31 protein-coding genes are annotated in these 26784 nt (G+C 47.9%); 23 read left to right on the forward strand and 8 right to left on the reverse strand.

The annotated features are described in order from the left end of the window. Window positions 1-61 precede the first annotated feature (61 nt). Entirely contained in the window at window positions 62-835 is a 774-nt protein-coding gene (locus KNO79_RS05335; protein WP_214690778.1) for a sporulation protein, read from the reverse strand. A 99-nt stretch (window positions 836-934) separates the two neighbouring features. Here KNO79_RS05335 and KNO79_RS05340 point away from each other — a divergent pair, with 99 nt between their 5' ends. The 8 genes from KNO79_RS05340 (at window position 935) to KNO79_RS05375 (ending at window position 6676) form a co-directional block, all read left to right on the forward strand. Further along, a complete protein-coding gene (locus KNO79_RS05340) occupies window positions 935-2119 on the forward strand; it encodes a class I SAM-dependent methyltransferase (RefSeq protein ID WP_214690779.1) in 1185 nt (394 codons plus the stop codon). A 35-nt stretch (window positions 2120-2154) separates the two neighbouring features. Continuing rightward, a complete protein-coding gene (locus KNO79_RS05345; RefSeq protein ID WP_012726551.1) occupies window positions 2155-2583 on the forward strand; it encodes a BrxA/BrxB family bacilliredoxin in 429 nt (142 codons plus the stop codon). A gap of 56 nt (window positions 2584-2639) precedes the next feature. Beyond that, window positions 2640-2981, forward strand: coding sequence for a DUF952 domain-containing protein (locus KNO79_RS05350; RefSeq protein ID WP_012726550.1), 342 nt, complete (start codon window positions 2640-2642; stop codon window positions 2979-2981). 182 nt (window positions 2982-3163) lie between these two features. Further along, window positions 3164-3955: a transporter substrate-binding domain-containing protein gene (locus KNO79_RS05355; protein WP_214690780.1), complete on the forward strand. Its 792-nt coding sequence runs from the start codon at window positions 3164-3166 to the stop codon at window positions 3953-3955. A gap of 59 nt (window positions 3956-4014) precedes the next feature. After that, on the forward strand, window positions 4015-4674 hold the full coding sequence (locus KNO79_RS05360; RefSeq protein WP_012726548.1) for an amino acid ABC transporter permease: 660 nt from the start codon (window positions 4015-4017) through the stop codon (window positions 4672-4674). Further along, the gene (locus KNO79_RS05365; protein WP_031423364.1) at window positions 4671-5393 is read left to right on the forward strand and encodes an amino acid ABC transporter ATP-binding protein; all 723 of its coding nucleotides are present in this window, start codon (window positions 4671-4673) and stop codon (window positions 5391-5393) included. The genes KNO79_RS05360 and KNO79_RS05365 overlap by 4 nt, the downstream gene beginning before the upstream one ends. 30 nt (window positions 5394-5423) lie before the next feature. Continuing rightward, on the forward strand, window positions 5424-6098 hold the full coding sequence (locus KNO79_RS05370; protein WP_012726546.1) for a metal-dependent hydrolase: 675 nt from the start codon (window positions 5424-5426) through the stop codon (window positions 6096-6098). 2 nt (window positions 6099-6100) lie between these two features. Next, on the forward strand, window positions 6101-6676 hold the full coding sequence (locus KNO79_RS05375) for an HD domain-containing protein (protein WP_214690781.1): 576 nt from the start codon (window positions 6101-6103) through the stop codon (window positions 6674-6676). Between the two features lie 34 nt (window positions 6677-6710). Here KNO79_RS05375 and fadH read toward each other — a convergent pair whose 3' ends face one another. Together fadH and KNO79_RS05385 are read right to left on the reverse strand one after the other, a co-directional pair. After that, complete coding sequence (gene fadH / locus KNO79_RS05380) at window positions 6711-7475, reverse strand: 2,4-dienoyl-CoA reductase (RefSeq protein ID WP_214690782.1); 765 nt, start codon at window positions 7473-7475, stop codon at window positions 6711-6713. A 158-nt stretch (window positions 7476-7633) separates the two neighbouring features. Next, on the reverse strand, window positions 7634-8704 hold the full coding sequence (locus tag KNO79_RS05385; RefSeq protein WP_251125246.1) for an N-acetylglucosaminidase: 1071 nt from the start codon (window positions 8702-8704) through the stop codon (window positions 7634-7636). 77 nt (window positions 8705-8781) lie between these two features. Here KNO79_RS05385 and KNO79_RS05390 point away from each other — a divergent pair, with 77 nt between their 5' ends. Both KNO79_RS05390 and KNO79_RS05395 read left to right on the forward strand, forming a co-directional pair. Next, window positions 8782-9771: an aromatic acid exporter family protein gene (locus KNO79_RS05390; RefSeq protein WP_214690783.1), complete on the forward strand. Its 990-nt coding sequence runs from the start codon at window positions 8782-8784 to the stop codon at window positions 9769-9771. A 182-nt stretch (window positions 9772-9953) separates the two neighbouring features. Continuing rightward, window positions 9954-11081 (forward strand): M20/M25/M40 family metallo-hydrolase, encoded by a 1128-nt coding sequence (locus KNO79_RS05395; protein ID WP_012726541.1) that lies wholly within the window; start codon window positions 9954-9956, stop codon window positions 11079-11081. A 45-nt stretch (window positions 11082-11126) separates the two neighbouring features. Here the strand turns inward: KNO79_RS05395 and KNO79_RS05400 are convergent, their stop codons facing one another. Next, window positions 11127-11300, reverse strand: coding sequence for a hypothetical protein (locus KNO79_RS05400; RefSeq protein ID WP_012726540.1), 174 nt, complete (start codon window positions 11298-11300; stop codon window positions 11127-11129). A 73-nt stretch (window positions 11301-11373) separates the two neighbouring features. Between KNO79_RS05400 and rnz the strand changes: the two genes are divergently transcribed. From rnz to KNO79_RS05435, 7 genes are read left to right on the forward strand one after another with little or no spacing between them, the layout of a single operon-like run. Next, window positions 11374-12279, forward strand: coding sequence for a ribonuclease Z (gene rnz / locus KNO79_RS05405; protein WP_214690784.1), 906 nt, complete (start codon window positions 11374-11376; stop codon window positions 12277-12279). 1 nt (window position 12280) lies between these two features. Next, window positions 12281-13165: a hypothetical protein gene (locus KNO79_RS05410; protein WP_012726538.1), complete on the forward strand. Its 885-nt coding sequence runs from the start codon at window positions 12281-12283 to the stop codon at window positions 13163-13165. After that, window positions 13162-13572, forward strand: a complete 411-nt coding sequence (locus KNO79_RS05415) for a DUF4430 domain-containing protein (protein ID WP_031423381.1) — start codon at window positions 13162-13164, stop codon at window positions 13570-13572. Before KNO79_RS05410 ends, KNO79_RS05415 begins: the two co-directional genes overlap by 4 nt. Beyond that, window positions 13523-14209 (forward strand): hypothetical protein, encoded by a 687-nt coding sequence (locus tag KNO79_RS05420; protein ID WP_251125245.1) that lies wholly within the window; start codon window positions 13523-13525, stop codon window positions 14207-14209. Before KNO79_RS05415 ends, KNO79_RS05420 begins: the two co-directional genes overlap by 50 nt. Continuing rightward, window positions 14187-15143, forward strand: coding sequence for an ATP-binding cassette domain-containing protein (locus KNO79_RS05425; RefSeq protein ID WP_214690785.1), 957 nt, complete (start codon window positions 14187-14189; stop codon window positions 15141-15143). Before KNO79_RS05420 ends, KNO79_RS05425 begins: the two co-directional genes overlap by 23 nt. Then, window positions 15116-15661, forward strand: coding sequence for a hypothetical protein (locus KNO79_RS05430; RefSeq protein WP_159562442.1), 546 nt, complete (start codon window positions 15116-15118; stop codon window positions 15659-15661). The genes KNO79_RS05425 and KNO79_RS05430 overlap by 28 nt, the downstream gene beginning before the upstream one ends. A gap of 41 nt (window positions 15662-15702) precedes the next feature. Then, on the forward strand, window positions 15703-16035 hold the full coding sequence (locus KNO79_RS05435; protein WP_196430840.1) for a hypothetical protein: 333 nt from the start codon (window positions 15703-15705) through the stop codon (window positions 16033-16035). 30 nt (window positions 16036-16065) lie between these two features. Here KNO79_RS05435 and KNO79_RS05440 read toward each other — a convergent pair whose 3' ends face one another. Continuing rightward, window positions 16066-16860: an SDR family NAD(P)-dependent oxidoreductase gene (locus KNO79_RS05440; protein ID WP_159562440.1), complete on the reverse strand. Its 795-nt coding sequence runs from the start codon at window positions 16858-16860 to the stop codon at window positions 16066-16068. Window positions 16861-17011: 151 nt separating this feature from the next. Between KNO79_RS05440 and KNO79_RS05445 the strand changes: the two genes are divergently transcribed. The 3 genes from KNO79_RS05445 to KNO79_RS05455 all read left to right on the forward strand — a co-directional run bounded on the left by KNO79_RS05445 (window position 17012) and on the right by KNO79_RS05455 (window position 20635). After that, on the forward strand, window positions 17012-17908 hold the full coding sequence (locus KNO79_RS05445; protein ID WP_308162732.1) for a peptidase U32 family protein: 897 nt from the start codon (window positions 17012-17014) through the stop codon (window positions 17906-17908). A 9-nt stretch (window positions 17909-17917) separates the two neighbouring features. Beyond that, window positions 17918-19159 (forward strand): peptidase U32 family protein, encoded by a 1242-nt coding sequence (locus tag KNO79_RS05450; RefSeq protein WP_214690787.1) that lies wholly within the window; start codon window positions 17918-17920, stop codon window positions 19157-19159. Between the two features lie 78 nt (window positions 19160-19237). Then, complete coding sequence (locus tag KNO79_RS05455; RefSeq protein ID WP_074036764.1) at window positions 19238-20635, forward strand: MATE family efflux transporter; 1398 nt, start codon at window positions 19238-19240, stop codon at window positions 20633-20635. Here KNO79_RS05455 and KNO79_RS05460 read toward each other — a convergent pair whose 3' ends face one another. Next, complete coding sequence (locus tag KNO79_RS05460; RefSeq protein ID WP_074036766.1) at window positions 20636-21499, reverse strand: DMT family transporter; 864 nt, start codon at window positions 21497-21499, stop codon at window positions 20636-20638. Between the two features lie 199 nt (window positions 21500-21698). Between KNO79_RS05460 and KNO79_RS05465 the strand changes: the two genes are divergently transcribed. Next, entirely contained in the window at window positions 21699-23825 is a 2127-nt protein-coding gene (locus tag KNO79_RS05465) for a DNA topoisomerase III (protein WP_214690788.1), read from the forward strand. Window positions 23826-23839: 14 nt separating this feature from the next. On the opposite strand, the gene ytzI is transcribed toward KNO79_RS05465, so the two are convergent. Next, on the reverse strand, window positions 23840-24031 hold the full coding sequence (gene ytzI, locus KNO79_RS05470) for a YtzI protein (RefSeq protein WP_074036770.1): 192 nt from the start codon (window positions 24029-24031) through the stop codon (window positions 23840-23842). 144 nt (window positions 24032-24175) lie between these two features. Between ytzI and KNO79_RS05475 the strand changes: the two genes are divergently transcribed. Then, complete coding sequence (locus KNO79_RS05475; protein ID WP_214690789.1) at window positions 24176-25288, forward strand: PP2C family protein-serine/threonine phosphatase; 1113 nt, start codon at window positions 24176-24178, stop codon at window positions 25286-25288. Between the two features lie 37 nt (window positions 25289-25325). On the opposite strand, the gene KNO79_RS05480 is transcribed toward KNO79_RS05475, so the two are convergent. Next, window positions 25326-26261, reverse strand: a complete 936-nt coding sequence (locus KNO79_RS05480) for a magnesium transporter CorA family protein (protein ID WP_012726524.1) — start codon at window positions 26259-26261, stop codon at window positions 25326-25328. Between the two features lie 156 nt (window positions 26262-26417). Between KNO79_RS05480 and KNO79_RS05485 the strand changes: the two genes are divergently transcribed. Beyond that, window positions 26418-26780, forward strand: a complete 363-nt coding sequence (locus KNO79_RS05485) for an Hpt domain-containing protein (RefSeq protein WP_230872919.1) — start codon at window positions 26418-26420, stop codon at window positions 26778-26780. Window positions 26781-26784 lie beyond the last annotated feature (4 nt).

Consider the following 26784-nt stretch of genomic DNA (forward strand, 5'->3'; position numbering starts at 1 on the left):
TATCAAATTCAATACCTCAGAAAAACACGCCATTCATAGAAATGGCGTGTCAGTGAGTTCCTCAAATCGATTGTTCAATCATCGATTCGATGTCGCGACGGACTTCGGCAACTGATAAACGTGCGACGTCATATCGCACACGGTGCGTTGATTCGTCTGAACCCGTCAAATCGGCGAAAAGGCTTCCGAGGTCGTGGACACTGCGGTCGACTTGAATGAGAAGTTCAATCGAACCCTCTTCTTGTAAGATGACGACCTCTACTTCGTCCAATTGTCGACCGAAGCGTGAACCGTTCGCTGAATACTCGAGTTCTTGTGCAATCGGGAGGCGCCCAGAACGATGGCGTGCTGGAAGCATTTCCGTGTCGGCTTTCTTCAAACGGAATCCGAGCTCGTCCATCGCATCTAAAATGACTTGTTGAGCCGCATTCGGTTGTACGGTGATCGCATCCTCATCTTTCGGATCGACGGCTTGGGCGATGTCGAGTCCGGTCTCAATCCATGATTTCGATTGACTCACAGAGAGTGGCGTATTGAACGGGACGTTGACTGTGAACGGGATCTCTTTCACTTCTCCAGGACCAATCATAAACGGTGCCTCATTCAATAAGATTTTTTCAATGGTGAACGTCGAGTATGTCGACTTATCGTTCACCTCATGTTTATACAACGTATTGAAGAAGAGATAGATACTGTCGACGGATTGTTCGACCGAACCGCCTTCTATATGGACGACTCCAGTGAGTTCTCCACCGGGTGAACAGTGGCTCTCATTCAAGCGTGTGTCGACTTTTGCGGCACCGATTCCGATTGATGATAAAATCTTTTTAAACATATGTGTATCCTCCTTTGACGTAACGTCGTCTTCGTGTAATAGTATGTACGGATAGGTGAAACGATATGTTTCAAAATTTCTAAAAAAGGATTGAATCCATTGGAATATAAAGCGTTACAAGAACGTCTCGCAGACGTCTTACAATCAAATCATCTCGTGTCGGCGACCATCAGTCAACCCCGTCAAAAATCTAGCGATCTCAGACGGGTCAAATTGAAACCGGTCATGTTACGAAATGCGTATCATATCCAGTTCGAGTATCAGTATGAGCGGGTGATGAACCATAAAAACTTGACACCAGATGAGGCTGTCACGGAAGTGAATGAGCTTCTCGAAACGTTCCGACAAGGACAGTTTCAGTTAAAAGATTCCGACCTCCAGTTCCAATTATCGAAAAAGTTCAAAGTGACATTGAAAGAAAAGCAGACGGCTCAAAAAGAAGTTCAACTGAGTCACAATCGTGAAAAACAATATGTGCTCCCGCTCGACGAGCCAGTTCCGTTTCTCATTCGACTCGGCATTCAGTCAGCGGACGGGAAAGTGAAGCGTCAAAAGTATGACAAGTTTAAACAAATCAACCGCTTCCTTGAGTTCATTGAGGACTCGCTTAAACACTTGCCGACAGACCGTACCGTCCGAATCTTGGATTTCGGTTCAGGGAAGTCGTATTTGACGTTTGCGCTCTATCATTTCCTTCATGAGATGAAAGGATATGACGTGCATATCACAGGACTCGATTTGAAGAAAGAGGTCATCGAAGAGTGTGCATCGATTGCGAAAGATCTTGGATATGAACGACTCGAATTCTTAGTCGGAGACATTAATGAATATGAAGGGGAAACAGCTGTTGACATGGTCGTGACCCTTCATGCATGTGACGTGGCGACCGATATGGCATTGGCACGTGCTGTCCGTTGGGGCGCGAAAGTCATCTTAAGCGTCCCGTGTTGTCAAAAGGAATTGAATCGTCAAATTCAAGCACCGAATCTAGACGTGATGCTTCAGCACGGATTGATCAAAGAACGGTTCGCCTCACTCGCGACCGATTCGATTCGGGCTGAACTGCTCGGTCTTGTCGGGTATGATGCCCAGCTGCTCGAATTCATCGACCTCGAGCACACCCCGAAAAATATCATGATTCGTGCCTACTTGACGAACCGCCAGGCGACTGCTGAGACGAAGACACGTTACCTCGCCTTTAAACAAATGTTACAGGCAGATCCGTTCTTAGAACGGGAATTAAGCGATAGACTTGTCCTCGAGGTAGAACAAGACGTAAAATAAGGGAGTACAGACGAAATGTCGAAAGGGGAAACAACATGGATTTTCAATTATATTTTCAAGATGTAGTCGAACAAGCGCGTAACGAAGTACGTGCTGCAGGATACACAGAGCTCACGACACCGGAAGAAGTAGACGGTGCGCTGAAAAAAGAAGGGAAGACACTCGTCCTCGTCAACTCGGTTTGTGGGTGTGCAGGCGGGATTGCGCGTCCAGCTGCTGCATATGTGAACAAAATGGAAGGTGTGAAGCCTGATCATTTCGTGACCGTGTTTGCTGGTCAAGACCGTGAAGCGACAGATCGTGCACGTGAGTATTTTGAAGGATATGCACCGTCTTCACCATCGATTGCCCTCCTCGAGGATGGCAACATCGTGACGATGGTAGAGCGTAGTGAAATCGAGTCATCGACTGCTGAAGAACTCGTTGACCAGTTGCAAACATTGTTCGACATCTACTTCGCATAATCAAGCATCGGCGCAAAGGCACTGCCTTTGCGCTTTTGTGAAAAGGGGCAGGGTATATGGAACCAGTCATCAAAATCATGACGGAGGCAGAATATATGATTGCCCTGTCACGCGGTGAAATCAATGAACCGTCACTTCAATCGGAAGGGACGATTAAATGTTGTACGCCGCAACAGATTGGAAAAGTCGTCAAAAAATCGTATCCGGGAGAAGCGGTCGTTCTCGTTTCGTTGCACGTCAATCGTCTCGGACAGCTGTTACATTATGAGCTGGATGAGGATGGAGAACGTTACCCGCATGTATACAGTGCTATCCCCATGACTTCTGTCAAACAGGTGCAACCGTACGGGTCGCGCGACAATGGAACGGTCACATATTTCGCTTTCGAGCGAATGTGACCTTCTTTTTTTGTATGAATTGCATGAATATACTTTACAAGTAATAATTATGTGTATATAGTGGTTGAAGACACAAGTCGGACAACTGATGTGTCATAGAACAGTTGAGCTACGTTCACACATATGTCATAATTTTGTTAAAGTTCTGATAATTATCATTCAACTATGAAAGGGAGATGAAGATGAAAAAAGGTTTTCTAGCATTATGTTTAGCAGGACTGGCCGCGTTCTCAGTCGCATGTGGGGCAGACGTGAACGAAGGAGGATCGACATCTACCGATGGTGACGATGACAAAGTCATCGTCATGGGTACGAGTGCCGATTACTTCCCATATGAGTTCGTCGATACAGCAAATGGCGACGAGATTGTCGGATTTGATATCGATATCGCAAAAAAAGTGGCGGAAAACATGGGATATGAATTGAAGATTGAAGATATGGACTTCGGAAGCTTGCTTGGGGCCCTTAATGCGGGTCGTGTCGACTTCGTCATGGCTGGTATGACACCGACAGAGGAGCGTAAAGAAAATGCAGATTTCTCGGATATCTATTTCACGGCAGTGAACTTGATCTTGTCAAAAGATGATTCACTTCAATCACTTGAAGATTTGAAAGGCAAAAAGATTGGTGTCCAACTCGGTTCGATTCAAGAAGGAATCGCAAAGGATCAAATCGCAGATGCTGAAATCGTCTCGTTGAACAAGATTCCTGAAATCATTCAAGAAATTAAGACAGGACGTATTGACGCGATGGTCATCGAAGATACGGTCGCGAAAAAATACCTCGAGCAAGACAGTGAATTGACGACATTTGAGATCGTGGACGAAGAAGAAGCGGGTTCTGCTGCTGCCTTCCGTAAAGATGATGAACTCCGCGATCAATTCAACGAAGAGTTGAAAAAGATGATCGACAGTGGAGAAATCGAAGAGTTAGCACAGAAATGGTTTGAAGAAGAGGCTGCACCAGCCGAATAATGAATCGTACGAGGCTGACTGAAGATGAATCGGTCAGCCTTTTTTAGGAGGAACTTACTATGGATTTTAGCCGGATTTATGATTCGATCCCGTACATACTTGAAGGGATTCCAGTCATGTTCCAAGTGGTCATCGTCTCGGCATTGATCGGAATCTCACTTGGGATTGTTGTCGCTACATTAAAAATTGTCCCGAATCGTCTGATTAACTTTATCGGGCATGCTTATACGGCGGTGTTCCGTGGGACGCCACTCATTTTGCAACTCGCCATCATCCACTTCGGATTGCCGCAACTGACGGGATATATCACGACACCGTACCAGTCAGCGGTCATCGCCTTCTCGCTCAACTCGGGGGCGTATATTTCCGAGATTATTCGAGCGGGTATCCAAGCAGTAGATAAAGGACAGTGGGAGGCTTCGGATGCTCTTGGCGTCCCGTATGTCAAACAGTTACGTTCCATCATCTTGCCACAGGCGTTCAAGAACATCTTGCCTGCTCTTGTGAACGAGATGATCACGTTAACGAAAGAGTCTGCCCTCGTCTCGACGGTCGGGGTGCTTGATATCATGCGTCGTGCGCAAATCGTCGGTGGGCAGAAGGCAATCTACTTCGAACCGCTTCTATTCGCCGGTGTGATATACTTTACGATAGTGATGATCTTGACGTATCTTGGACAACGTCTAGAAAAACGGTTAAGAAAGAGTGATGGAAGATGATCGAAGTAAAAGACCTACACAAACAATTTGGTGACTTAGAAGTGCTAAAAGGAATCACGACGACGATCGAGCGTGGTGAAGTAGTTGCTGTCATCGGACCGTCCGGGTCTGGTAAATCGACATTTCTACGCTGTTTAAACATGCTTGAGATTCCAACGAGCGGTACGGTCAGTGTCGACGGATTCGAGCTCACGAAAAAAGGGGCGAACGTCGCGAAGGCGCGTCAAAACATCGGAATGGTATTCCAACAGTTCAACTTGTTCCCTCATATGAGCGTATTGGACAATTTGACGTATGCACCAATCAACGTCTTAAAAGTCAGCAAGGCGGAAGCGCTGGAACGTGCGAAGAAATTACTGGAACGTGTCGGCCTTTCTGAAAAAATCGATGCCTATCCGAGCCAACTCTCGGGTGGACAAAAACAGCGTGTCGCCATCGCGCGTGCCTTGGCGATGGAACCGAACGTCATGTTATTCGATGAACCGACATCTGCACTTGACCCGGAGATGGTCAATGAAGTACTTGATGTTATGAAAGGATTGGCCGAAACGGGAATGACGATGGTCGTCGTCACACACGAGATGGGCTTTGCCCGTGAAGTGGCAGACCGTGTCCTCTTCCTTGACGAAGGCATCCTGATGGAAGAAGGTAAGCCGGCTGACCTGTTATTAAACCCGCAAACAGACCGAGCGAAACGTTTCTTGGAGAAAGTGTTGTAATCTGATTTCACATGGGAAGGATGAAAGCAAATGAACATCACGTACTACGGACATGCGACGGTAGGGTTTGAAATTGATGGTGTAAATGTGTTGATTGATCCGTTTTTGACGAGCAACCCGCATACAGACGTGGATCCATCCACGCTACGCCCAGACTATTTGTTGCTCACACATGCTCATTTCGATCACATTGAGGATGTCGAATTGATTGCGAAAGCATCTGGCGCGACGATTGTTGCGACGCATGAGCTCGCGACGTATTACGAGAAAAAAGGATTCTCCGTCCATGGGATGAATATCGGGGGAGGTCATGCCTTTCCGTTCGGGCGTGTCACGATGACGCAAGCGTTTCACAGTTCGAGCTTTGACATGGGAGACACGCCGGTCTACATGGGGATGCCGGCTGGCTTCATCATTGAGACGAATGAGTTGACGGTCTACCACGCTGGAGACACGAGTCTCTTCTCAGATATGAAGATGTACGGAGAACGTTTTGAAATCGATGTCGCTTTCCTTCCGATCGGAGACAACTTCACGATGGGACCGACAGACGCATTAGATGCGGCACAATGGCTACAAGCGAAACGTGTCGTTCCGATTCACTTTGATACGTTCCCGCCGATTAAACAAGATGCTCAGGCATTTTGTGACCAATTGCACCGTCGAGGTCTCTTGATTGAACCGAATACGACGATCGAGATTTGAGTGTGGACGTGATACAAGCGACGAGAAAGTTCGTCGAAACAATTCATGCAAATGATCAGACGGGTCATGATATTGCCCACATCGAGCGGGTCGTTCGACTCGTAGAGCGCTTGATGGAAAATGAACCGGTCGATCGAACGGGACTTCTGCTAGCCGCTTATTTACATGATGTCGAAGACCATAAGCTCGGTCGTCCAAAAGGGCTCGTCAAACAGCATCTGTCCTCAATTGACATCACTGAAGAGCAAGTGGACTTGGTGATGGCGGTGATTGATGAGGTCTCCTTCTCAAAAGGCAAGACCCCAACGACCCGGGAAAGCGAAATCTTGCAAGACGCTGACCGTCTTGATGCGATGGGGGCCATCGGGATTGCGCGAACGTTCCAGTTCGCGGGTTCTCGCAAAACTCCGCTTGATTTGTCGGAAGAGAGTGCCATTCAACATTTTCATGACAAGCTGTTGAAGCTGGCGTCGATGATGCATACCGCAAAAGCAAAACAACTAGCGATGTCACGTCATGCTTTCATGCAGCAGTTCCTAGAACAGTTTCATGAAGAATGGGATGGGGTGGACATATAAAAGGACGACCGAGTATATTCGGTCGTCCTTTTGATTAGAATGGATGCTTGTTCAACCAATGACCACCGTCAAGAGAGATGCAATCCCCGTTTAAATAGCGCATGTCGTCTGATGCCATCCAGTAAGCGAGGTCCGCGATCTCTTCCGGTGTCCCAAAACGTCCAAGTGGGACGTTACGGCGAATACGCTCTACTTCCTTCACGTGGGATACGAGCTTTTCAGCGCCGCCTGTCCGTTCAATCGGTCCAGGACTGATGGCATTGACCCGCGCGCCGAATTGATAGCCCCATTCAACCGCGAGTGTTCGCGTCAAGTTCAAGACCCCTGCTTTCGCTGCCGCACTCGGTGCGACACCAGGACCTGCCTGCCACGCATAGGAAGCGACCATGTTGATGATGGAGCCGCCACGGATTTCATCTGCTTCCCAATGTTTCCCGAGAACATGGGTGCAGTTGAATGTCCCGTTCAAGACGATGTCGATGACACTTGCCCAACCATTAGGAGATAAATCAAGAGTCGGACACACAAAATTTCCGGCAGCATTGTTGACGAGTGCGTGTACAGGTCCATAAGCGGATACGATGTCAGCCAGTGCTTTCGCGCATCCTTCATAGTCACGAACGTCATGTTGCACACTCATCGCCTGACCTGCATCGATTGAATTCAAATCGTTCATCGCTTCTAGTAGTCGTTCCTCGTTTCGACCGCTGATAGCGACGTTCCATCCTTCCTGTTTAAATTTTAATGCCATCGCTTTCCCCATGCCGGACGATCCCCCGGTAATCCAAATCGTTTTCATCTTAATTCCCCCTCAAAAATGAATGGTCGTTCATTTATACTATTCGTCTTGTGATGTGAAAATCCTTCAATAAGATGTTGATTCATATTGAATCATTCCTTTGTCCTGAAACGTATACAGACGTCAAGCAGCCCGACTCGTATGAGCCGGGCTGCTTTTCATTGAATTTTTTTCAAGTACTTCAAACCGAGTTCACGGTCAATCGTGTACATTGTACCAGCAACTTTCTCGCCCCAGTATGGATCGGATGCATAGAAGATATTGATGCCTTCCTGCTTGTTCCCGGGATAATCGCCACGAGCGTATGGCCCTGTGACATATTTAGTCGCAAACAATTCAGCAGCAGCTTGTACGCTGGCGTCAATTGTTTTAAAGGATGTCGCATTCCCGCTCGGGTCGTCATCTGTCGCGCGGAACCCAAATAGGTTCCGCTTGTCTCGAGCGATATCGGACGTTCCAAATCGGGATTCATGCCCGGCAACCGCCAGCAGGAATAAGGCATTGATGTTATACGTATCTTCTGCCCGTTTAAAAGACTTGCCTTCCCCAGCGAGTGGTGAATCGATGGATATTAAATATTGATCAAACTCGTCAGCCGAATATGGGGACGACGTGCGAATCGATGCAAATTGATAAGGAGAATCGAAGACGTCTTGGACACGTTCTGTGTAAAAACGGTCATCCGAGTTTTTTTCTGTCGGACCTACAAGAAACGTACCGGCGAGATTGGCGTTCGCTTCCACCGAATGGTAGACGTCACCTTCTCGAATCTCGTAAAATCCACGTCTCTTCACAACTGCTTCAGGAAATAACGCCATTTGATCCGGTTTGACATACACATCCGCCCCGGAGATACGTACTTTAAGATGATCGTCTCCTCGTTCAATTAGTTGAAGTCTCGTGCCACCAGCGACATAGGATTGTCGTGTTTTAAATGATGCATCTTTATATAAGTTTGTGATAGCATCACTCGGAGTGACGACGACTCCGGTACCTGTAAAATCGAGTACTTCTCCAGAGGGGGAGAACAATGTCCGGTTCTTACCGGCCGTCATGTATCGTTTTGCTTCTGCGAGAGATTCGAACGACCTCGTGACACGGTCGCCATTCGTCACCGTTTCGACGGTATAGGTGTCTTCACGGGAAGATTGAATCCATAAAAAGGCTGTGATGGCGAGACTAAGTGTCGCAATCATCGGCCAAACCTTAAGTCTTTTCTTTCGTTTCAATCAAATCACTTCCAAACTTTTGAATTGCCAAACGAGTTGATTTAGTCAACAATTTGATGGAGAAGGGGGAAATTAGTATGAAAATTGGAACGCGGACGTTAAAGACCGCGGTCGCAGCAGGTATCGCGATGCTCATTTCCGAAACAATTCATCTCGATTATTTTGTATTTGCAGCCATTATCGCCATTTTAAGTATTCAAGAGACGCGTAAAAAATCGATTCGCGCCTCCTATGAACGAGTCATGGCAAGTCTTCTCGCCATCGGAATGGGTGCGGCGATGTTCACGCTACTCGGCTATTCACCGGTGACGCTCACACTTTATTTTGTCATTTTCATTCCACTCGTACAACAATTGAAACTGCAAGACGGGCTCATTACGAGTGTCGTCATCTTGACCCACCTCTACACCGAAGCACAGTTTTCACTCGAGTTATTTATCAATGAGCTATTGCTCATTGCAATCGGTGTCGGTGTCGGGCTCGTCGTCAACATGTATATGCCGACGCTTGACCGTGAGATTGAACGGATTAAAGAGAATATCGACCGTTCGCTTGCTGTTCTGTATTATGACGTGGCGGCATGTGTCGAGACGGGCGTCTATAACAATCACTCGATGATGCTCATCAAGACGCGGGACTATCTGAAAGAGGGGAAAGATTTGGCTCTTCGCCGTATGGGGAACTCAATCGGAAAGCGGAATGAAGACATGGACTATCTATACTTCCGAATGCGTGAACGACAGTATGATATTCTCAAACGAGTCGCGGATAACGCCAGAGAAATCACGATGGTCGTCAATGAAGCGAAACCGGTCGCGACGTTCTTACGTCGAGTCGGGGATCATGTGAACGAGCAGGCCGATGCCTCCGTCTTTCTACAGGAGCTTGAAGAGATGATTGAGCATTATCGAAAAAACGTACCTCTCCCCACGACGCGTGAGGAATTCGAGGTACGCTCATCCTTATTGAATATTTTATCTGATGTAAAAATTTACTTGATCTTGAAAGAGCGATACATCTTGCTCTTAAAAGAACATGGTCATGCTCGAGAGAAACGTGCTGATTAAAAAGATTGAGACGATGACGACGACGCCGATTTGAATGATGCGTTGTCGTCTTTTCTGTTTTTTCTTCATGGTCTGCCTCCATATACGTGTTTGCCATCATTGTACAGAATGGAAAAGATTCGTGCAATCCAGGGGAGTTTGATATAATGGTCAAGAAATGTTTGGATGGAGGGATGTTGTTTATGGTAAACGAGACACGCGTGCTCGACACATTTTTAGGATTGGTCGGCATCGATTCAGAAACGAAGGAAGAAGCGGTCATCTGTGAACATTTGAAAGGTGTATTCACAGAGCTTGGCTGCGACGTCTATGAGGACGACGCATCAACGAAGACGGCACACTCTGGTAACAACTTGATCATCACGTTGCCTGCAACGAAAGAAAATGTTGATCCGATTTACTTTACGGCTCACATGGATACGGTCACTCCAGGTAAAGGAATCAAGACGAGCATCAAAGACGGATATGTCGTCACGGATGGTACGACGATTCTCGGGGCAGACGACAAGACGGGCCTCACGGCGATGATCGAACTCGTGCGAGTATTGAAAGAAAAGCAAATTCCACACGGTCAAATCCAGTTCGTGATCACGGTCGGGGAAGAATCAGGTCTCGTCGGTGCGAAAGTATTGGATTTATCGAAAATCGATGCAAAGTTCGGTTTTGCCCTTGATTCGGATGGACCAGTTGGAGACATCATTGTCGCCGCTCCGACACAAGCAAAAGTGAACGCGAAGATTTATGGGAAGACGGCTCATGCTGGTGTCGCACCGGAAAAAGGAATCTCGGCGATTCAAATCGCAGCGAAAGCGATCGCGAAGATGCCGCTCGGTCGTATCGATGAAGAGACGACAGCCAACATCGGACGTTTCGAAGGGGGTCGCGCGACAAACATCGTGTGTGACTATGTCGAAGTTCTTGCTGAGGCCCGTTCGCTCATCCATGAGAAGATGGAGAAACAGGCAGAAACGATGAAACAAGCCTACATCGAGGTCGCTGAGTCGTTCGGTGGTCGTGCCGAAGTGGACATCGACATCATGTATCCTGGATTCAAGTTTGAGGAAGGGGACGAAGTCGTTGAGGTGGCGAAACGTGCGGCTCAGACAATCGGACGTCCGACTCGAATCTTACACTCAGGAGGCGGTTCGGATGCGAACGTCATCGCCGGTGGAGGAATCCCGACAGTCAACTTGGCGGTCGGCTATGAAGAGATTCATACGACGAACGAACGCATGCCACTTGAAGAGTTATACAAACTCGTCGAGTATGTCGTGACGATCGTCGAAGAAGTCGCATCACCTAAGCAATAAAAAAGAGCCGACCATTCGTCGGCTCTTCGTATGTGTTCGTACTCGTTATGCTGCGAACTCCAGTGATTCTAAAATCAACTCGTCTGTGCAATGAAGTTCGATCGCTATGTCGTGAATGCGGATAGAGGTGCCTTGTTCCTGTTGGTGCAAGCGATTCATCAAAGCTGCGCGTTCTCGAATCGTCTCATAAATCGATTCGGGTTGTTCTGCCTTGGTCATCACAAATCACATCCTTTTCAGCGATTACGTCAAGTATAGCATGGAACGGCTTGAAGAAAGGAATTAAATATTTATGAAGTTACAGTTTTTAGGAACTGGGTCGGGGATGCCTTCGAAACAGCGCAACGTATCGGGGCTAGCTCTCGATTTATCGAACGTGACCTGGCTGATTGATTGTGGCGAGGGCACGCAACACCAAATGCTCTATACGAAAATCAAACCGAGAAAAGTGACAGCGGTATGGGTGACGCATCTTCATGGTGACCATGTCTTCGGATTGCCCGGATTCTTATCGACTCGTTCGGCACTCGATGGAACCGCCCCCTTGACCGTCTATGGGCCAAAAGGATTGAAAAAATGGCTTGAAGCTACTTTGCGTGTCACAGGCTCACATCTAGGATACGAGCTGACCGTGATCGAGTACTCGGACGGGGACACATTCATACAAGACGACCATCTCGTCACTGTGCGAAAATTAGAGCATCGGTTCCCTTCATTCGGTTTCCGAATCGATGGTCCAGAAAAACCGGGCATGCTACGCGTCAATCTTGTAAGAGAACTCGGTATTCCAAGTGGACCGATTTATCGAACCATCAAAGAATCAGACCGATTTGAATTTGAAGGAAAATGGTATGACTCTAAAGAATACGTCACTGAACCGATTCCGGGAAAAATCGTAGCGATTTTAGGAGATACAATCCCTTGTGAGAACGCGCGGAAGTTGGCGGATGGAGCGGACCTCCTCGTTCACGAGGCAACGTTTATGGAGGCGGAACAAGCGCTCGCTCGGAAGTATGGTCACTCGACGACACGTGAAGCGACCGCGCTAGCGAATGCGTGTGCCGTCGGCAAGCTGATTGTGACACACATCTCAGCGCGCTATGTCGGGCGAGAGGAAGAATTTGTTCAAGAAGTCGTGTCGGAATTTCCATCGAGTCTCGTTGCGACGGACTTTTTAGAATATACAGTGGGGGATTGATGTGACCATTCAACTCTATGTATGGGCAGCCTTTTTAGTGATTAGCGTTCTATTAGGGATTCGATTAAATCAATTGAAAGAGCCGGAAGCGAACTTCTTTCCAAAGTTCTTATTTTATTCCCTACTTGGAATCGTGTCTTTTCCTATCGGCGGGTTTCACATTCCGATTGGCTTTCTGTTGTCATTTTTGTTCTTTCCGAAACAGAACAGCCGGTATAAATGGTATGGAGCACTGTTAGGGTTCTTCTTTTTTCTCGTCTTGCTTTTTGTCCCGTTGTTCGACCAGTCCGGCTTTCGTTCCGAGTCGCAACAAATCGGTGCCGTCTCGGTCACGGATGAATCGTTTGATGACATGACCGAAAAATTGTTACAACGAATCAATAGTGAATCGATTAAATTAGATCGCGGGAAATTACAGATCGACCGGGAAGGGAACGTTCAATCCATTGAGTATTTACTCATGGTGGAGCGAGCCGAATCCTTCCAACAGATCCGTGTGACATATGGCTCAGGACAACTTTCGTATGAACAAGTCGATGAACTGCGTAAAGAATCTGGACAGGCCTTTTTTGAAAAGCTTGTCGAATTCGACCACATGCTGTCGACGTTACGAGGTCCTTCATGGGATGAGTATACTGACGTCGTTTCTGCCCCAGTGTTACAACTTTCCTATGATGGGCTGTATGACATGTACACGTTCGAAAACGAATCGATGCTCATGATTAATCGGGACAATGAACTGGTCAAGTTCTGGCTCCAGCGCGAACCAGTCCTCGCAAACAGCATCCAACTCGTCGGACTGACACGGGAAGGACGAAGTTCAGGCGAACGTTTTGCGATACTATATAATTATTCGATACATCAACGAGAGGATTTGACAGAATGATCAAACCGTATTTGAGTATTTCCCTATTAACGACCGCACTTCTTGTCGGATGTGGCGGAGAAGAAGCCCAACAAGAGGCGTGCGATGTAAGTCCGACCATTTCCGTATACAATGCGGCGACGGAAGAGACGCTCTATCAAGAGAAGAGCGTCTGTTTGGAAGAGGATGCGACCGTGCTCGACGCATTGAAAGCGACAGGGCTTGACCTCGAAGTGACAGGAAGCGGAGACATGTCGTACGTGACGGCAATCGAAGGCATCGAAGAAAAATCAGAAGGACAATCGTCAGGCTGGGTATTTGCTTTTAATGGCGCGCCCGGAGATGAAGGGGCCGGTGCTAAAGAAGTAGAATCGACGGATGTCATTCAGTGGCGGTTTGAAGAAGATGCGATTGCTTTCTTCGAATGAGGCAGATTGGGAGCGGCGACATCCTGTCACGCTCCTTTTCTTTCTATTTAGTCATCTATTCATTTTGACGTATATCCATGATGTCACAGTATTTGTCATCGGCCTTGTCCTTTTGCTCATGCTTGAACGTCGGTTTCCATGGACGATGCTCATCGTATTGATTGCGTTTGCTGTCGTCTCGGTCTTCCCTGCATTGTTCGGATGGGAGTTATCGCTCACTTACATATGGCGTCAGCTATTGAAGTTGGCTACTTTCTTACTTGGCATGCTGTGGATTTCTCGGATTGTTCGATTGGAACGCTTGCTCCCACTTCTCTATAAATGGCCCCGTTCAACTTCCCTCTTGTATGGGGCGTGGGCACTTATTCCTTCGATGGAACGAGCGGTACGTCAGTCGCTCAGAAGTCACCCTAAAAAAGCGTGGCAAGAAGCAATCGAGATTGGCATTAATAGCCAAAGGCATGAGCCACGATTTGCGGTCGAGCCGATGCGTCGCTTCCGATTAGAGGATGTTCTCCAACTCTTTATGATTGGCTTGATTGGCTACGTATCACTCGAGTGGACCATCATCCCATGGCTCATCTATCCATACGTCACAAAAGGAGGTGTTCGTGATGCAATGGCTTTCTACCGTTGACGGGTCGCTCGAGGCATATATCGAGCGGTATCGTCCTCGAGTCATCAGAATGAATCAACCATTCTCAGGAAAAGTTGGTCATTTATTATCCCGTGTTGATTCGCTTCGGGGGGCGGAACTCGCCTCACTCTTACAAATTGATGCCCTGTATCCAAAAGCGTTTGACGCCTGTTCAAGCGGTGAGCAACAGATTGTACAAGTCGCTTATGCTCTATTAGATCAGCCCGAAGCAATTGTACTTATCGAACCGTTCCGCCACCTCGATCAATTCCGTAGAGAACATCTAGAGATGCTACTTCGTCGTACTTCCGGTCTCGGTGTTCGGATTGGTTATACGGAACGGGCGCAAGAATCGTCTGAAGACATGAAAATCACTTTCCGACAATCGGAGACGATACCAAGAATTGAAGCGACCGATGTATCCTATCGTCATCCGCTTCAGGCGACTTATGCCATTGAAGAAGTGACGGTCCAAATGAATGAACCTGGCCTCACCGTCTGTATTGGGACGAACGGAAGTGGAAAATCGACGTTGCTCGAACTTTTAGCAAGGAGCAGACGCCCTCTTCGTGGACGGGTGAAGCGGGGGGAGCGAGCTGCTTATCTTCCTGCCGAAACGGAATACGGTCCGTTTCCGCAAGAATCGAACCGGAGGATCGCTCAACTACAAGGCGTCCTGAACGACTCGGCAAGCGTCCTTTTGCTCGATGAACCGACGGTGGATTTAACGAATGGGGAACGTACGGCGTTCCTTGAAGCGCTCTTGAAAAAGTCCGAATCAGCACGTGTGCTTTGTGCGACACATGATTTGGCGTTAGTCGACCAAGCGACGGACGTGATTTACCTTGCGAGTGGTCGCGTGGTCTTTCAAGGAGAACGGTCACTCTTTCAAGAACGGAGTACGCTATGGTCACATACGTCCTCGCCATTCTGATTGCCATCCTGGTCCTGTATCGATTTGAGAAATCCGATCTCCCGGTTCAACCGCTCGTGCAGCTCTTGGCACTCGCAGTCATCGGTCGCTGGCTTTTCATGACGATTCCGAACGTACAACCGACGACAGCCATTTTGATGCTGACGGCACTATGTATTGGATTGAATGCTGCGGCGGTCCTTGCGCTCTTCGTACCCATCTTGTCAGGTCTGTTGCTCGGGATCGGACCGTTCGTCTTCTATCAATTTTTAGGCTGGCTCCTTATCGTAACGCTCGTCAGCAGTTTTAGACCGTTATGGATGAAGTCGAACATCCTTTTTCTTCTGTTTGGTTTTTTGTCCGGATTTATATATGGATGGACGACCAATCTAGCGTTCTTCGAAGTGATTGGAGCTGATTTTTGGAAGCTACTTCTACTCAGCGTCCCGTTTGACTTGGCACATGGGCTATCGAATGTCGTTTTCCTCTTTTTAATCCGTCCCTTGTTCGAGCGCATATTCCTTCGTCAGCTCGGGTAAACATACAATAGTCATATCATTTTGAGTGAGGTGAACGACGGATGGGTGCATATATCAATCTCACAGAAGTCGGCATGTTTCTACTCGTAGGACTATTGTTTATCTTGTTAAACCTGATTCTATTGGCAAAACGTTACACGAGAGCCCGTTTTGCCATGATCAGCATCCTTGCGGCGAGCGTGTGGCCAGCACTCATGATTGTGCTTTCCGTGGAACAACTGAGCATCATGGACCAGCTCACGTCAGGAGACCTGACGCTCGATGCCGTCATGGCGTGGGGAGTCGTCATCGCTACAGCGCTGATGACTATGATTCCGGCAGGTGTATTTCTACACCGGCTTGTGAACGTCTCTCGCTTACACTCTGAACCATAAAAGGAGCGACCCGATGCGGTCGCTCCTTTTTCATGTAGTCGATTCAGCAGGTGTTCCATCAGCCGGTTTTTGGACGCGACGTAATACTTCGAGACTGAGAGCTCGTGGCATCAATTTGGCGACCCCGACCAATAACTGATTAGAGAGTCCAGGGATGACCACACGCTTGTTATTCATCACCCCTTTGTATCCGAAGAAGGCGACGAGATGAGATGGCATTTTCGAGAATGACAATTCACTCCCGGCACGATTAAAGAAGTTCGTATCCGTCGGGCCAGGGCATAACACACTCACATGCACGCCACTACCTTTCACCTCGGCATGAATCGCTTCAGTGAATGAGAGGACATAGGCTTTTGTCGCGTAATAGACGGCCATATATGGACCAGGTTGGAAGGCAGCGACGGATGCAACGTTCAACACATATCCGTGGTCACGTTCGAGCATGCCAGGCAAATAGGCTTTCGTCAGTTCGGTCAACGTATTGACGTTCAATCGGACCTCGTCGGCTTCCGTCTCAGCATCAAGGTCGGCGAACGCGCCGGACGTGCCAAACCCGGCATTGTTAATTAAAAAGTCGACAGTGAGGCCAGCTTCGGCAATCATCGTCGTCAATCGGACTGCTGCGCCATGTTTTGCCAAATCTAGAGCAAAGACATGTACGTTGATGCGATAACGTGTCTCAAGTACTTTTTTTAGTTCATGCAATCGTGGTTCGTTCCGAGATACTAAAATACAGTCGTAGCCGTCGCGAGCGGCGAGTACGGCCAAGTCTAGACCGATGCCCATCGAGGCGCCGGTGATTAAAGCTGTCTTTGACAACATGATCCACTCCTTTGATGAAAAGTCATACATTGTTACTGAATTCTTCACGAGTTGTTAAAATCCTGCTCCGTTCGCACATTGAAACATATGCTAAAGTATAGCAAGAAAATGTGATTAGACTCACAAAGTAGGGAGTAGAACAAATATGATGATTCAGCTCGTCACTACGGCGCAAAGCGTTGATCAGGCAGAAGCGTTAATCAAAGCCGGCGCGGACCGACTATATATCGGAAATTCAAGGTTTGGGTTGAGACAAAAAGGTGACTGGACAATCGATGCTGTGAGAGAAGTCACACAACTTGCCCATCGGTATGGGAAAGAAGTGACGGTAGCCGTCAACAACCTGATGCACAATGACCACATTGAAGAGTTAAAAGATTATTTGCAAATGCTGAAAACGATAGGAGTCGATGATGTCACCGCTGGAGACCCCGGCGCCATTCGCTTGATTCGACAGGCAAAGATTCCGTATTGGTATGATGCCCAAACGCTCGTCACATCCGCCAAACAGATCCAATTTTGGGGGAAACGCGAAGCGATTGGAGCGGTCGTCGCCCGCGAAGTGACAATCGAAGAACTCGTCTTGATCCAGCAGCAAATCGGACTTCCTGTTGAAGTGCAAGTATATGGTCCGACATGCATTCATCACTCTAAACGCCCACTCGTGACGAATTACTTTAATGAACTCGGAAGACCGGTTGAAGAAGCAAAACAACGCGAATTTTATATGAGCGAACCGGCAGATACGACCAGTCGTTATCCCATCTATGAGGACGAGAACGGCACCCATATTTTCTCTGAGGATTTGACGCTCATGGGTCAGCTTCCGACGTTAGTCAAAAATGGACTTCACACGTGGAAGCTAGACGGATGGCACGCCGGGGACCAGTTTGTTGAAATCGTTCAGTTGTTTACTTATGCCCGGACGAATTTGTTGAACGGTCGATTTGATCGTGTAGAGATGGAACATCGTCTTCACGAGCTTCAACCGGAAACGTTCCGTCTCGGTACGGGACTGTGGTTACGAAAACCAGAAGAGATTAAGTGAGGGATCAAGATGAAACGAAGTCCAGAATTATTAGCGCCAGCAGGAAACTTAGAGAAATTAAAGATGGCCATCCATTATGGTGCCGATGCGGTCTATATCGGCGGACAGCAGTTCGGGTTACGTTCACGTGCCGGTAATTTCAGTTATGACGAGATGCGTGAAGGGGTAGCCTTCGCACATGCGTACGGCGCGAAAGTATACGTCGCTGCGAACATGGTGACGCATGAAGGCGATATCGAGGGGGCAGGTGACTTCTTCCGAACACTTCGAGATATCGGAATCGATGCAGTCATCGTCTCGGATCCAGCGATGATTGAAACTTGTCTTACGGAAGCAGAAGGGTTGCCCGTCCATTTGTCGACCCAAGCTTCGGCGACAAACTACGAGACCCTTCGTTTCTGGAAGGAAGAAGGACTCGAACGAATCGTCTTGGCTCGTGAGGTATCGATGGATGAAATCATTAAAATGAAACAGGAAGTCGATGTCGAAATTGAGACGTTCGTGCATGGGGCGATGTGTATCTCGTATTCCGGTCGATGCACGTTATCAAATCACATGACATTACGAGATGCCAACCGTGGGGGATGTGCCCAATCATGCCGCTGGAAATATGGTTTCTTTGAAGAAGGTGATCTTCTAACAGAAGAGATGGAAGCGCGTGACGAAGAGCCGTTCTCGATGAGTTCAGTTGATTTATCGATGGTCCGCCACATTCCTGACTTGGTGGAGGCAGGAGTCGATAGTTTGAAGATAGAGGGACGAATGAAATCGATTCATTACGTCGCGACGGTGTGTAACGTCTATCGTCAAGTGATTGATGCGTACTGTGAAGATCCAGAGCATTTCGTCTTCGACCCTGCATGGGAAGAAGAAATTTGGAAAGCGGCCCAACGTGAACTCGCGACCGGGTTCTATTACGGGATCCCGACTGAAAAAGAGCAATTGTTCGGGAAACCTCGTTCGATTCCGCAATTTGCGTTTGCGGCTCGTGTCATCTCATACGACCCTGTGACGGGTATGGCAACGCTCGAACAGCGGAATCACTTTTCAATCGGTGAAGAAGTTGAATTTTTCGGACCCGGATTTGTTCGTTTTTCACAAGTCATTGATACGATGGAGGATGTGGACGGTCACCTCCTCGAGTCTGCTAACCAAGCGATGATGACAATTCGTGTAAAAGTGGATCGGCCGGTCGCAACCGATTACATTATGCGTAAGCGAAAAGGTGTGCGTGCTCGTTCGCTCGTTTGACACATCCACCGAGCCAACATAGTCGCCCGTTCCGTTCAATCCTGCTACCCTAAGAAGTAGAGACGGAGGGATGGAAGAATGAACCAAAATACGGAGCAATTACGGACTGAGCCCATCGGCAGACTCCTCTTCAAGTTATCGCTTCCGGCGATGATTGGGATGCTCGTGACGGCGCTCTACAATATCATTGATACGATTTTTGTCGCCCGAGGGATCGGTGCATCGGCAGTCGCTGCCATCGGGATTGCGTTTCCGATTCAGATGATTTTAATGGCCGTGTCGAGTGCCGTTGGTCTAGGTGGGGCGTCTATCAGTTCGAGGAAGCTTGGACGCGGTGACGATGCCGGTGCAGCCGTTACATTCTTGAACGTACTTGTCCTCGTCGGTCTGTTTGCGGCACTTGCGGTCAGTTCTGCTTTCTTTATGTTAGATGAAATTTTGAAAGTGTTCGGTGCGACGACCGAAATCATGGATCTCAGCCGACAGTACTTATCAGTTGTCTTGATCAGTTCACCATTCTTCATGTTCACACTCGCTTCGAGTGCGATGGTTCGTGCTGAAGGACAGGCACCTTATCAAATGAAGGTCATGCTGACGACTGTTCTCGTCAACCTCGTGACGACCCCGCTCTTCATTTTCACGTTCGACTGGGGCATGTACGGGGCAGCGACTTCGACGGCACTCGCCCAAGTCATCGGTTCCGTATTGATGCTGCGCTTCTTCTTCGCCCGAAAACCAAAAACGGAACTGCGCTTCAAGTGGAGTCAGTTCCGGATTCGATTCGATGAGATAAAAGAAATCATGGCAATCGGTTCGTCTTCGTTCATCATGATGGTGTCCCAATCCATTTTATTCGTTGGTGTCAACGTGATGCTCGGTACGTACGGTGGGACCGAAGAATTGGCCATTTTCGCCATTATCAACAAGTTCATGGCGCTCGTTGGTATGCCAATCATGGGAATCGTCCAAGGGATGCAACCAATCGTTGGATATAACTACGGTGCAGAGCGATTCGACCGAATGCGTGAAACCATTTGGACGGCGATGCGGGCCGGGATTGCGATTGCTGTCATCATTTGGTTGATTCTGCAGCTATTCCCGCAAACACTCATGGGCTGGTTCTCGACGGATGAGGCGCTCATTGCTGGCGGTGTGACGGCGATTCACATTTTGTTCGCCGTTTCCTTCCTTCCGAGTGTTCAGATGCTCGTCAATGGAATCTATCAGTCCCTCGGGAAAGCACGCGTCGCTATGTTCTTGTCCCTTTCACGTCAGACGCTCTACACGATTCCGCTCGTCTTTATTCTCCCGTCGTTCCTCGGAGTGTTCGGCGTATGGTTGGCATTCCCAATCGCTGATGCGATGACATTTTTGACGGCTGTTGCTTTGGCATTCTGGGACCGTAAATTATTGTTCCGTCCTTCAGAAGAAGATAAAGAAGCACATGATGTAAATCCAAAAGCGACAAACTTATAATCAAACGTCCGCTCGTGTCGAGCGGGCGTCTTCTTTTAGGAACAAGTATATCCCACTGAGGAGGACGACGGCTCCGATCCATTGGAACGGTCCAAGTCGCTCTCCGAAGAAGGCGTATCCAAACAGCATTCCCCACAACGCCTCTCCAAGAATCGTAATACTGACGACGGTCGCACTGACACGGGCAAGCGCATAGTTGAACAGGTTGTGCCCGAGGATTGTCGGGAAGAAAGCGAGCGCGAGGAAGTACCACCAGTTGATGGATTCAAAGGCAGTGAATGTCGTGCCGCGAACGAGCAACATGAAGCAAAGCACGACCGTCGCAACGAGATATACGCTAAAAGAATATGTATTCGTGTTCATCGAAGCTCGTACATGCTGTCCAACGAGCCAATACCCTGCAATCAATAGGGCGGCAATCAAGGCGAGTAGGTCTCCGAAGAGGGCCTCACGGCCGAGTTGAATGTCCCCCGCAGCAACGAGCATGCCCCCAAGGACAGCGACGAGTGCGAAGGCAAGTCCTTTTCGAGTCGGATTCTTTTTAAAGATGAGTGCATTCCCGATCAACACAAAAATTGGACTCGACGTGACAAATAGTGTGGAGCTGGCAACCGTCGTGTAATCGAGTGACAAAAACCAAAGCCAAAAGTGAAACGCCAGTAACGTTCCGCTAAGGAGTAGAGCGTAGCGAGTCATGAGGCGCGTGGTGATGAGTGATTTGAAATCGACAAACGGTAACAACATGAGACACGTGAACAGCATACGGTAAAATGCGGCAGTCTCGGCAGGTGCCGACGTCCATTTGACGAAGAGGACACTCGTCGATAAGAAAAAGACAGCAGCGAACAAGATGAGATAAGACATGGCGACACTCCTTCACAGTTGTACTTCTCTGTTAATAATATCGGAAAACAGCCACGAGGCAAGACACGATTCAAAAATAGCAAACAAATGCTCCCCTCTCGATGTGTCCATCTTTGACTTGATATAGTAAAATACATAGTAGAAGCTAGCTAATCATGTACGTCTTGCCATTATGTAGGAGGCAAAGTAAGGAGTTCTTATGAGACTAATCATTGCGGAAAAGCCATCACAAGCTCAAAAGTTGGCTGCTCCCTACCCATCAAAAAAGCGAAAAGACGAGATTGAAATCTCACCTTGTCCCCGTTTCCCGGAAGGGGCGATTGTTGTATGGGCGGTCGGTCACCTTTGTGAACTTCAAGAACCGTCGCACTATCGACCGGAATGGAAGTCGTGGAAGTACGACTCACTTCCGATTGTCCCAGAACGATTTGATTATCGTATTTCAAAAGGGAAATCGAAACCGTTCTATGCCATCAAAAAATGGCTCCATGATCGCTCGATTACTGATGTCATCATCGCATCGGATGCCGAAAGGGAAGGGGAAGCAATCGTTCGTCTGATCCTCCGACTCGCAGGTAACAAAAAACCGCTTGCTCGACTATGGATCTCGAGTTTGACGGAGCAAGCAGTCGATCGTGGATTCTCGCAACTGTTGCCAGGTGAACAGACGATTCCATACTACCATGAGGCGATGAGCCGCGCCTGTGCGGACTGGCTCGTTGGGATGAATGCGTCTCGTGCCTATACGACGTTGTTGAAGACGATTGGGATTGAAGACGTATTCTCGCTCGGTCGTGTGCAAACCCCGACTCTTGCCTTAATCGTCAATCGCGAACGAGAAATCAAACAATTCGTGCCAGAACCATACTTCGAAGTCGAGGCGACACTTGCAAAAGGTCGAGGCACGTTCAAAGCGAAGTACACGTTTGGAAAGACAACAAAGCTCAAAACGCGTGAGGAAGCTGATGCGGTCGTCAAACGCGCATCTGGAACTGCGATTGTGAAGACAATCGACAAAGAAGAAAAAATTGAGCAACCGCCATTTTGGTTCAGTCTATCCGGATTACAAGCGGAGGCAGGGAAACGCTTCGGATTCGGAGCGAAAAAGACACTTGATATCGCTCAAAAGTTATATACGAAAGGGTGGATTAGTTACCCTCGGACCGATTCGGGATTTGTCACACCAGATGAGGCAACGCTATTTCCACAGACAAAGGCAAGACTGCTAAAGTCCGAAGCCTATGCCGGACTTCGTGACCTTTTGACTGAGGACCCGTCGAAAAATCGACGCTATGTCAATGCCAAGAAAGTCAGTGACCACTACGCAATCATCCCGACGGAGGCATGTGGTGACATCACTCGACTCGGTGGGGATGATGCGAAACTGTATGATTTGATCAATCGACGCTTCCTTGCGGCCTTTGCACCCGCAGCGATGCTCGAGAAGACAACGGTTGATTTGATTGATGGAAGCGACTTGTATCGAGCAAAAGGAACCGTCGTTGTGAGTCCTGGCTATCGACAAGTCGTTGAGATGAAATCAAAAGATGTCGAGCTTCCTGCGATGATGGTCGGTGAAGAATTAAAAGAGAAGAAAGTTGAAGTGTTGTCGAAACAGACAGAGCCACCGAAGCGATATACGGAGGGCGCGCTCATTATGGCGATGAAAGTCGCCGGGAAACAACTCGATGACGAAGAGCTGATTCATATCATGAAAGAAGTAGAGGGTCTTGGGACTGAGGCTACACGTGCCAACATCATCGATGGATTGAAGAAGCGAGGCTATGTCCAACTTCAGAAAAAAGAGCTTGTTCCAACAGACAAGGGTCGCCTGTTGATTGATGTCCTCGGAGATAGTATTTTGGCATCACCCGCAATGACGGCGAAATGGGAGAAGCGACTCCATGAGATCGGTCAAGCATCGGCATCCGCTGCCGAATTCATTGAACAAGCGAAGAAGATGTCCGTTCATTTGGTCGAAGAAGCGAAATCGCGAGTAGAGGCGGCTAATCCAGAGGGCTATACGATTGAGGCGAAACGTTATGGCAAGAAAGGAACGACTCGACCGAAGGCATCATTTGGTGTCTGTCCGAATTGTGGGAAAGGGCTTGTCGAACATCCAAAGTTCATCGGGTGCAGCGGTTATCGGGAAGGATGTCGCTTCACCGTCTCCAAACAAGTGCTTGGCGTCGGACTCGTCAAAGATGAGTTGAAGCAAATGATCAATGGCGGGCAGTCGAACGTCCATACGTTCAAAAAGGGAGACAAGACATTCAATGCCTCATTGTATTTAGAAAAAGGTATACTTCGATTTGAATTCAAATAAAAAAGGGTCGCGCATTAGAGCGGCCCTTCTGTCTGGTCAGTCTTTTCTCTCTTCTTGTCATCTTCAATGCGACGATTGATTTCGTCATAGTCGAGCACGATGTCGTCTTTATTGTCTTTATAGGCGTATCCTTTTTGGATGACGACGATGGATGCGATGAGGACGAGTAAAATAATTAAACCGCTTACGGCGAATATCCAGGCCATATGAACCCCTCACTTTCTCTCTTCAGTATGCCAAACAGTGGACAGGTTCTTCAACTAGAATGAATAGACGGTTATGTCGTGTGCGAGTGAAAAGATATGGTACAATACGATATAGATTACTACGTAGAGAAGGAAGGGATAGTCATGGCGATTTTGATTGTGGATGATGAACCGGTCAATACGCTCGTACTTGAGCAACTGCTTCACCAGCACGACTATGAGACGGTATCGGTCTCGAGTGGGGAAGAAGCGCTCGATTTACTGATGGCCCCACAAGCCGCATCGCTGTATGATCTCGTCCTGTTGGATGTCGAAATGCCTGGAATTTCAGGAATCGAGACGTGCAAACGGATTCGGCAGATGGCTGACTTTGAAGAGTTGCCGGTCATCATGGTTTCCGGACGAACGGAAGAGAAGCAGATTGCCGAGGGACTCGACGCGGAGGCGTCAGATTACACGACCAAACCAATCAAAATAACAGAATTACTCGCACGAATCCGTTCTGCCCTCCGTTATAAGGCGGCTGTTGATGAACGGAAAATTTATGAGACCCGTCTTCAGTATGATTTGGACCTTGCCCAAAAGATTCAACAGAGTGCGCTTACGCCACCAATCAGTAATGAAGAGATTGATGTTCGTGCGCTCTATCTGCCTTCTAAAAAACTAGCCGGAGACATGTACGCGTGGTTTCAGGTCGCACCGGACCGATACGGGGTCATCATCTTTGATGTCATGGGACATGGGGTCTCATCGGCGCTCATCACGATGGGAATCCGTTCAATCCTACCGGGGCTTGTCGGGAACGTGCAATATCCGGTAGACGTCATGACGGAGTTGAACCGTCAGATGACGTTCCTCTTCTCGGGTGACGATATGCACAGCTACTTCACGGCGGTCTATTGCTACATCGACACGACAAAACGTCGAATCGAATATGTGAATGCGGGTCATCCGCCTGTCATCGTGACGTCAGAAGAAGGAAACTCTCGTCTTGAGACGACAGGGGTACCAGTCGGTATGTTCGAGGAACCGAATTATGAATCCAAAGAGATTGACATCACACCGAATATGACGCTTCACATGTATACGGATGGACTCATGGAGTGTTACAGCAAAGATATCGATGATGGGATTCGATGGCTAGAAAACGACGTTTCCACATATGGTCTTGACTATAGTCGTCACGTCGCTGAACAGCTTGTGCCAAAGATTGAAATTGAAGACGACCTATGTCTCGTCACGGTCAAAATCACATGAAAAGAGCCTGACGCAATGTGCGTCAGGCTCTTTTATGCTAGAAATATCGCTTTCGCCAAAGGATATAGAAGGCGAGACCGGAAAATCCAATCATCATCGTGATAGCCATGATGAATCCGAACGGTTGTCCTTCCCATGGAACTTGAACGTTCATCCCAAAAATTCCAGATATCATTGTCGGGATGCTGAGGACAATCGTGATGGATGCCAAGAATTTCATGACGAAGTTAACATTGTTCGAAATGATGGATCCGAATGCTTCCATCTTGATGCTGATGATGTCGTTATAAATCGATGCCATTTCCATCGCTTGTCGGTGTTCGACAAAAACGTCTTCGAGTAGTTCTTCGTCCTCTTCATGCTTCTCCAAACTCGGTGTCTTGACGATTCGGTCCAAGACGCTATCATTCGCTTTTAACGAAGTCATGAAGTAGACGAGAGATTTTTGAAGGTTCATCAACTGGAAAATCTCTTGGTTTCGCATGGAACGCTGCAACTCTTGCTCGAGTTCGTCCATTCTTCGGTCGATTTGACGCAAGAAGCGCAAATACGTCATGCTCACACGATGTAAAATCTGAAAGACGAAGCGACTACGATAGTTTGTTCGGAACAGTCTTGCCTTCCCGTTAGCGAACAAATTCAACACGTCGAGATCTCGCGAGCAGACGGTAATGAAATGTCGTCCGGTCACGATGATACCGAGCGGGATCGTATTATACGTGCGACCTGTATCATCTTCCTCCACATACGGAACGTCGATGATCATGAGAAGTCCTTCATCATCTTTTTCAAAACGTGGTTTCTCTTCGATATCAAGTGGGTCATATACAAAGTCTTCTGGAATGCCGGACGCCTCGATGACTTGATCGGCCTCATCTTTTGTCGGGTTCACGAGTTGGATCCAGCTTCCTTTATCAAAGTCTTCGATTTCATCCACATGGCCTGATGCGTCAGTACGGTAAATCGTCAGCATGCATCTTCCTCCTACCTTAACTCAATCTTATTATAGGTAGCCAAAATGAAGAGTGCAATCCAAAGCAGGAGTTTTTTTGTTTTCTCTCGAAAACGTGTTACAGTGAGAGGGAACGATTGGAATATCGTTTATTGAGGAGGGGTTATATTGACTAGAATGCCCGAAGACGCTCTGTTCAATGAAGAAAAACTAGCAGAGCTTCACCAAATCGCAAACGGAAACATTGAGTTCTTAAATAAAATTGCAACCACATATATCCAGCAGTTCGAGGCGAAGTATCCTGAACTTCAATCGGCAGTCGAGTCGAAAGATTATTCTCGCGTCGAGCAACTCGCCCATTTATTGAAAGGGGCCTCCTATTCAGTTGGTCTAGAACAGACGGCGCTTCTTTTCCACGACCTTGAAGTGGCTGGAGAAAATGCACATCTAGATGGAGCGACCGAAACATTGGCAACCATCGAATCGCATAGTAAGCGATTTTTAACCGAATGGAATACGCATTTTGAACAATTCACATAAAAAA

This window comes from Exiguobacterium sp. s43 (assembly GCF_018617255.1).
Taxonomy (GTDB): Bacteria; Bacillota; Bacilli; order Exiguobacteriales; family Exiguobacteriaceae; genus Exiguobacterium; species Exiguobacterium profundum.

Bases quoted from the DNA above. Each gene is read 5' to 3' on its own strand.
- KNO79_RS05465 (WP_214690788.1), top strand. From the start codon at position 21,699: ATGAGACTAATCATTGCGGAAAAGCCATCACAAGCTCAAAAGTTGGCT.
- KNO79_RS05485 (WP_230872919.1), top strand. From the start codon at position 26,418: ATGCCCGAAGACGCTCTGTTCAATGAAGAAAAACTAGCAGAGCTTCAC.
- KNO79_RS05425 (WP_214690785.1), top strand. From the start codon at position 14,187: ATGCAATGGCTTTCTACCGTTGACGGGTCGCTCGAGGCATATATCGAG.
- KNO79_RS05400 (WP_012726540.1), bottom strand. From the start codon at position 11,300: ATGACCAAGGCAGAACAACCCGAATCGATTTATGAGACGATTCGAGAA.
- KNO79_RS05450 (WP_214690787.1), top strand. From the start codon at position 17,918: ATGAAACGAAGTCCAGAATTATTAGCGCCAGCAGGAAACTTAGAGAAA.
- KNO79_RS05345 (WP_012726551.1), top strand. From the start codon at position 2,155: ATGGATTTTCAATTATATTTTCAAGATGTAGTCGAACAAGCGCGTAAC.
- KNO79_RS05460 (WP_074036766.1), bottom strand. From the start codon at position 21,499: ATGTCTTATCTCATCTTGTTCGCTGCTGTCTTTTTCTTATCGACGAGT.
- KNO79_RS05435 (WP_196430840.1), top strand. From the start codon at position 15,703: ATGGGTGCATATATCAATCTCACAGAAGTCGGCATGTTTCTACTCGTA.
- KNO79_RS05455 (WP_074036764.1), top strand. From the start codon at position 19,238: ATGAACCAAAATACGGAGCAATTACGGACTGAGCCCATCGGCAGACTC.
- KNO79_RS05360 (WP_012726548.1), top strand. From the start codon at position 4,015: ATGGATTTTAGCCGGATTTATGATTCGATCCCGTACATACTTGAAGGG.
- fadH (WP_214690782.1), bottom strand. From the start codon at position 7,475: ATGAAAACGATTTGGATTACCGGGGGATCGTCCGGCATGGGGAAAGCG.
- KNO79_RS05475 (WP_214690789.1), top strand. From the start codon at position 24,176: ATGGCGATTTTGATTGTGGATGATGAACCGGTCAATACGCTCGTACTT.
- KNO79_RS05365 (WP_031423364.1), top strand. From the start codon at position 4,671: ATGATCGAAGTAAAAGACCTACACAAACAATTTGGTGACTTAGAAGTG.
- KNO79_RS05390 (WP_214690783.1), top strand. From the start codon at position 8,782: ATGAAAATTGGAACGCGGACGTTAAAGACCGCGGTCGCAGCAGGTATC.
- KNO79_RS05370 (WP_012726546.1), top strand. From the start codon at position 5,424: ATGAACATCACGTACTACGGACATGCGACGGTAGGGTTTGAAATTGAT.
- KNO79_RS05415 (WP_031423381.1), top strand. From the start codon at position 13,162: ATGATCAAACCGTATTTGAGTATTTCCCTATTAACGACCGCACTTCTT.
- ytzI (WP_074036770.1), bottom strand. From the start codon at position 24,031: ATGGCCTGGATATTCGCCGTAAGCGGTTTAATTATTTTACTCGTCCTC.
- KNO79_RS05395 (WP_012726541.1), top strand. From the start codon at position 9,954: ATGGTAAACGAGACACGCGTGCTCGACACATTTTTAGGATTGGTCGGC.
- KNO79_RS05420 (WP_251125245.1), top strand. From the start codon at position 13,523: ATGTCATTCAGTGGCGGTTTGAAGAAGATGCGATTGCTTTCTTCGAAT.
- KNO79_RS05440 (WP_159562440.1), bottom strand. From the start codon at position 16,860: ATGTTGTCAAAGACAGCTTTAATCACCGGCGCCTCGATGGGCATCGGT.
- KNO79_RS05430 (WP_159562442.1), top strand. From the start codon at position 15,116: ATGGTCACATACGTCCTCGCCATTCTGATTGCCATCCTGGTCCTGTAT.
- KNO79_RS05350 (WP_012726550.1), top strand. From the start codon at position 2,640: ATGGAACCAGTCATCAAAATCATGACGGAGGCAGAATATATGATTGCC.
- KNO79_RS05335 (WP_214690778.1), bottom strand. From the start codon at position 835: ATGTTTAAAAAGATTTTATCATCAATCGGAATCGGTGCCGCAAAAGTC.
- rnz (WP_214690784.1), top strand. From the start codon at position 11,374: ATGAAGTTACAGTTTTTAGGAACTGGGTCGGGGATGCCTTCGAAACAG.
- KNO79_RS05480 (WP_012726524.1), bottom strand. From the start codon at position 26,261: ATGCTGACGATTTACCGTACTGACGCATCAGGCCATGTGGATGAAATC.
- KNO79_RS05355 (WP_214690780.1), top strand. From the start codon at position 3,164: ATGAAAAAAGGTTTTCTAGCATTATGTTTAGCAGGACTGGCCGCGTTC.